Origin of the sequence: Clostridium sp. AM29-11AC, assembly GCF_003480545.1 — a bacterium.
GTDB lineage: Bacteria > Bacillota > Clostridia > Lachnospirales > Lachnospiraceae > Otoolea > Otoolea saccharolyticum_A.
The window spans coordinates 1-5,632 of sequence record NZ_QUJI01000043.1; the positions used below are offsets into that span (position 1 = coordinate 1).

At 51.3% G+C, this 5,632-nt stretch carries 7 protein-coding genes; all 7 read right to left on the reverse strand.

All coding sequences use genetic code 11. From position 1 onward, the window contains the following. Positions 1 to 75: 75 nt before the first annotated feature. The 7 genes from catA to DW757_RS16885 all read right to left on the reverse strand — a co-directional run bounded on the left by catA (position 76) and on the right by DW757_RS16885 (position 5,442). Positions 76 to 708 carry a type A chloramphenicol O-acetyltransferase gene (catA, locus tag DW757_RS16850; RefSeq protein WP_118752303.1) on the reverse strand — a complete coding sequence of 211 codons (633 nt, stop codon included), beginning with the start codon at positions 706 to 708 and terminating at the stop codon, positions 76 to 78. A 23-nt stretch (positions 709 to 731) separates the two neighbouring features. Further along, positions 732 to 1,211 carry a hypothetical protein gene (locus DW757_RS16855; protein ID WP_118752304.1) on the reverse strand — a complete coding sequence of 160 codons (480 nt, stop codon included), beginning with the start codon at positions 1,209 to 1,211 and terminating at the stop codon, positions 732 to 734. Beyond that, the gene (locus tag DW757_RS16860; RefSeq protein ID WP_118752305.1) at positions 1,208 to 1,456 is read right to left on the reverse strand and encodes a hypothetical protein; all 249 of its coding nucleotides are present in this window, start codon (positions 1,454 to 1,456) and stop codon (positions 1,208 to 1,210) included. Before DW757_RS16860 ends, DW757_RS16855 begins: the two co-directional genes overlap by 4 nt. Before the next feature lie 18 nt (positions 1,457 to 1,474). Beyond that, positions 1,475 to 1,747 carry a type II toxin-antitoxin system YafQ family toxin gene (locus DW757_RS16865; RefSeq protein ID WP_066859802.1) on the reverse strand — a complete coding sequence of 91 codons (273 nt, stop codon included), beginning with the start codon at positions 1,745 to 1,747 and terminating at the stop codon, positions 1,475 to 1,477. Further along, on the reverse strand, positions 1,740 to 2,021 hold the full coding sequence (locus tag DW757_RS16870; RefSeq protein ID WP_005948237.1) for a type II toxin-antitoxin system RelB/DinJ family antitoxin: 282 nt from the start codon (positions 2,019 to 2,021) through the stop codon (positions 1,740 to 1,742). Before DW757_RS16870 ends, DW757_RS16865 begins: the two co-directional genes overlap by 8 nt. 244 nt (positions 2,022 to 2,265) lie before the next feature. After that, complete coding sequence (locus DW757_RS16875; RefSeq protein ID WP_118752306.1) at positions 2,266 to 3,792, reverse strand: hypothetical protein; 1,527 nt, start codon at positions 3,790 to 3,792, stop codon at positions 2,266 to 2,268. 423 nt (positions 3,793 to 4,215) lie between these two features. Then, complete coding sequence (locus DW757_RS16885; RefSeq protein ID WP_182433339.1) at positions 4,216 to 5,442, reverse strand: plasmid recombination protein; 1,227 nt, start codon at positions 5,440 to 5,442, stop codon at positions 4,216 to 4,218. Positions 5,443 to 5,632 lie beyond the last annotated feature (190 nt).

The following is a 5,632-nucleotide window of genomic DNA, read 5'->3' on the forward strand; positions in this document are numbered from 1 at the left end:
AAAAGCACTTTCACACCACCGCCCCGTTGGGGCTGGCAGTATGAAAGTGCTTTTGCGCGCTCCCGCGGGGCATTCTCACTCTCGTTTTTTATCTATCACTTCTTGCAGTTCATTAACAAAACGACAAGTGTGAAAGCCGTCACAAACTGCATGATGAACCTGTATCGAAAGTGGGATATAGAACTTTCCGTTTTCTTCATAGTACTTTCCGAAAGTAAAAATAGGTAATAAATAACTATATCCTCTTTGAAGGTTCAAATTAAATCCTTCAAATGACAACCACGGAATCATAGACACTGGAAATGTATTAGCCGGAGGATTTGGCTTTGCCATCATTCCCTCTTGTTCACCATAAGACTCCATATCTCGTTCATATCTATCCAGAAATTCATCATAATCAGACGAATATTCAGTCCAAATATTTGAAAAGGTTTCAGTATCTTTATGAAATACCGTATAACACGGCATCATCTCTGAAAAAATTCCAACTTCTCCTTTTTCATCAATCGCTGTTCTAAACTCTTCATGCTGATTAACTACTGTCGAAACACTATGCAAAAGAGCCGGATATAACTTTTTTTTGCTATTCTTCAATTTTGTAATATCCAGCTTTACCGTCATACTATATGTGCAAGGTAGATTTTCCAAATAATGTTTAAAATACTCTTTTCTTCTCCAATTTTCTATATCCACTTTTTTAAAATTCACTCAATTGTCCTCCGTAAATAATTTCAATCTCGAAATAGTTTGTTAAACCAACTCCGTCTTTGCGCTGGCTTCTGACCCTGCTGATCCACCCCAGCCTCTCCTGTAATAAGCTGCTGCTGGATTGTCCCTGCGTGAAGGGCCTGGGCCGCTGCCGCTGTCTGCTGCGCTGCGGCCAGCGCGTCAGTGAGCCGGGTAATGGTCTGGGCCTGCTGCTCGATCTGCCGGTCTTTCACTTCAAGCTGCCCTTGCAGCGTGTCGATAGTGTCCTGTAAAACGCAAACCAAATCGCCAACTTCGCGGTTTTCGGTTTGCGTTTGGTTTTCGATTTCAGTTTGCGATTTTTCAGAAAAAGCCCGTTTTATCAAGGCTTCCTGGTGTTCATCAATCGCAAACTGGTTTCCGTTTTTTCGCAAACCTGATCGCAAACCCAGGTTTGCGATTTGCTTACTTACTGCTGTCTTTGATACCCCTATCTCGTCCGCTATCTGCCGGATTGTTTTCATACCTTCACGAACAGGCCCACAGGACACACACCCTTAAACCCAGGCGTAGATATGTACCAGCAAGCGGCGCCTGTCGGCTCCCAGGCTACTTCAAGGGTAATCTCGTGCCAGCCATCGGGAAACAAAGCGGTAAACCCCTGCCCCGCGTGTATGCCGTACCCTTCCAGGAGCAGCCGAGGGTGCGGATCATCGTCTGCCGGATCGGGAAGCTGTATCTGTGCGATCCTCTCTTTATCCCAGCTCATAGACCTTTCCTCCTTCCCCTAAAATAAATCACTATGTGAGCCTGTCCGGGTGAGATATAAAATCAGCTCGTCCCCGTCCACTTCGTAGATCAGCAACCAATCCGGCGTAATGTGGCACTCACGACACCCCGCATAGTCCCCGGAAAGTTGGTGATCCCTGTTCTTCTCCGGCAACGGCTCCCCCGCAGCCAGCTTTTTAATAATATCCGTCAGCAAAGAAATATCAAAGCCGCGCTTTTTCACGCGCTTCAAATCCTTCTGAAATTTTGTGGTTGGTCTTATGTTATACATCGGCAAGCAGCTCCTCCATCATCTGATCGACATTGGAATAGGTCTTACCGAGGCTCGGATCGGCCTTCATTCTCTTTACTTCCTTGATTGCTTCAACGGTTTCAGCGTTCGGCACATCGCCACTGATTTCAAAGGGTATTCTATACTCCCGCACCGCTTTACGCGCAAAGACATTGAACGCCGTTGTCATTGTCATTCCCATATCAGCACAGAACGCCTCAAACTGCCGCTTCAAATCTGCGTCCATACGAATGTTAATATTTGTATTTGCCATAGGTAGCAACTCCTTCCGCTCTTATTATATCCATTGTATAACTTTTTATTTACAATGTCAATATATGCTTCTGCCCGTTTACCCAAGCCCCGGCCCTTAAACTTCCACCCTGGTATGTACGCATTTAGGGAGCAAAAAAGCCTTGATTTATGCGGCTTTCCGGGCGCGGTAGAGAGGGGGCCGGTAATTTACCCTCGGAGGGCTGAAAACGGCTTCTAAAGCGTAACAGGGGCCTTTCTGGACCTTATTCCTGGCCCCCATCGTGCAGCGCGTCCAGGAGCCAATCGCTCAACTCCTGGGAAGGGGACACCCGCACCGTTATATGCCCATTTTCAAAGCGCACCGCTGGCAGCGGGCAATCCCACCACTTGCGGACGGTTTTCGGATCAAGGCCAGTTTCCCGGTGACAGTCGACCTTGCGCCCCTCCGGGTGTTGCTGCCGCCATTCATAAACCCGCGCCTGGGCCGTTCCGCTGCCTTTAGGCCGCCCATTCCCTTCTCTCCAATTCGTACCATTGGCCTTATCGTTAATCTCCTGGATTGCTCTTGCGCCCTGCAAATGTACTGGCTGTTTGCGCCAGTTCCGCTTATTGACAGGCATAGTCAGGCCAGAGAGCTTCGCTATATCGTCCCTGGGGAATGTCACATAGTCCTCGTTGAACATTTCCAGAGCGCACACCACATCATCCTTCGTAAAGCGGTTGATGTCCTCCACGCTCATATCATCATAGGGTTTCAGCAGAGAGAAAGCGTCCTGACGCAGCTCGTCCTCGTCTATCCCGCATTTTTTCGCATAAATCGCCAGCGTCATAATTCCATAGAAACGATGTCCCACCCGAATTTCATCGGCTATCCGGTGCAGCCACCAGTCATAAAGGTCACGCTTGACCGTCCAGCGGCCCCGCCGCTCCTTCTTGACGATCCGCCGCTCATACCAATCCGGGTACTTCTCCTTCGCTTCGTCCAGCGACAGGCGGCTCTTTCTCATAAGCCCCTCAAGCCGCTGCTGCTCCCCGTTACTGTCCGGAATATAATCAAGCAGCCGCGCCAGCTCCACCGGCCCGCCGAGCCGGAACGCCCTCACAGGGTACTCCCGCCCCAGCTTCGAGCCAGAGCCGACCACCCGAAAGCCCTGCAAAATGCCCTGCATTTGCGGCTCCTTGATGGTAGAAGTAAACTTATTCCAAATCTGCCGGGTGAGGGAATATTTCAGCTCCTTCAAGCATTTCTGGTTATGCGGGTACATAGGCACCGGCTCTTTCAGCACATAATACAGGTGCAACCCTGTCCCGCTGTTTACAACAAAGGTTGCCTGGGGCAGAATATCCTTGTTCATCTGGTGCAGCGTGTCCCGGAGCTGAGGCATACCTACCCCGTCCAAGTCAAACACCAGGGCATAGAGATACCGGGCATTTTTGCCGCACCGCCGCCGCCCAAAATAAGAAATCGGGGACATAATCGTAAAATCAGTGTCTTGCAGCTCCCGCAGCTCGTCCAGCTCGTCAGTAATGGTACAGCGTTTCGCTTTACCGTCCCCCTCGATCTGCAAGGCGATCCCCGTTGCCTTGTCAACCTCACCTTTCGGCACCGTCACCGCAATTCCGTTTCCCTTCCTGTCCTCAAAATGGCCCTTCCTCTCAAAAGATCCTTCCGGGAAGATCTCACGATAAAACTCATACGGCTCCACCGGCTCCAAAAACTTCTCTAAATGCTCGTTCTTTTCCCTGTAAAGTTCCCGCAACCGTTCCAGGGCCTCCTGCTGATCTGCCATTCCTTACACCTCTTTTCGAACATTCTGCAAACCCACAGGGGGAAAAGGGGGAGCCAAAGAGCGGCCCCTTCGGGGCCTTAAAGAGAAAGTCACCTCCCCCTTTTCCCCCTCGCTCTGGGGCATGGAAATGATGGAAAACCTTTCAGGTTTACCACATTCCCACACCCCGCCGCTCACCCCCATAACCCCCTCCGACTTTCTCCCTGTCCGAGAGAGAATATTTTATTATTTTATCTATGGCCTTTAGGCCATAGGGGGGCATATATTATCAATACATTTTATTCCCTATTTTAAGACAAACCCATTTCAGCTTGTCCCTTTCACCCATAGGGGGACATATATTATCAATACATTTTATTCCCTATTTTTACTGTTATTATAGCCTGTCCGGGCGGCTCTTGCAAGGCCCCGGACAGGCTTCTTTTACAGCTCCATACCGCCCCAGGTGTGGCCCCGTTCCTGCTCTTGTTCTGGCTGCTGCACCTCTGGCACAGGTAGCAGCTCCCGCGCCTTTTCGACCAGGGGCCGGAACTGCTCCGGCAAGTGCTGATCCAGGAAATCCAGCACCGCCCCGATCCCTTCCCGGAGCCGCGCCGAAATCCCGCGCTCCCAGCTCAAATCTTCTTCCAGGTATTCCACCTGCACTTTGAGCTGCCGGTTTTCATTTTCAAGCCGCTGCCGCTCCTGGGCCTCCTCCAGCTTTTCTTTCATCGAAGGGATTTTCTGCTGAAGCTGCTGGTTTTCTACCTTCAGCTCTTGCACCTTCTGCTCTGCCGCCGCGCCCCGGATCACCGCCGCCTTCAGCTCCTGTACCTGCTCCACCGTCACGCCCTTGACGGCCCCTGTCAGCGTCTTTTCCGGCTGTATCGCGTCCAGATCGGGCTTGACCTTATCCACCGCTTTCAGCAGCTTCACATTTCCTTGCAGGGCCTTTCTCTGCTTTTCCAGGGCCGCGATCTCCTGCTCTGCCGCTATCACCTGTTCCTGGACAGCTTCAAGCCGCTGGGCCGCTGCCCGGTACTCTGGCAGCTCCATACGCTCGCGGCCACCGCCTAAGCTGATAATCTCAAACTCGTGAGCCTGGGCGATTTCCGTTAGGGCTTCTTTCTCCCGTTCCATCCAGGCTTTCCATTCTGTCTGCTTTCGGCCCAGCCCTTCAAATCCCTGCTGCTTTAACGCCTGTTTCATTGATACTCGCGTTGAGAGGCCCCGGCTCTGCTCCGTTGCCACCGGCACAAAGTCCACATGGAGGTGGGGCGTGGCCTCGTCCATGTGCAGCACCATATTGAACACCCGCAGATGGGGATTGCGCTCCTGGAAGGACTCTGCAAATTCTTTGAGAGCTGCCGCCGCCCTTTCCCCTCCAGGGGAGCCGCACCCGCAGTCCGTTAAGTTGCCGATCTGGAAGATTGCCTCGTGAAATAGCTTTTCCTGCTTACTCTGCCGGATATGCTCGTAGTAGTCTGGTATCTTGTCCCTGGTCTTTTTCTTTTTGGCGTTGTAATCGGCCAGAGCTTCATCGAAAAGCTCGTGGTACACCTTTTTCAAGTCCTCGTTACAAAAGGTGACATTCTGCCCCGACCTGTTCCGGTCTACATTCGCCGCCGAAAAGCTCCTGTTGTTGTGCCGGATACTTCCCCGGCCCGTCATTCCCGAAATGGTTGCGCCTATAAAATCACCCGTCCCTTTCCTTCAAAAAGCCTATATCCTACTATTCCTATTTTACCATAACTGGCCGCAGGCCACAACCTCTTTGTTACTTTCTTGTGAGAAAGTAACGCAAAAGCACTTTCACACCACCGCCCCGTTGGGGCTGGCAGTATGAAAGTGCTTTTGCGCG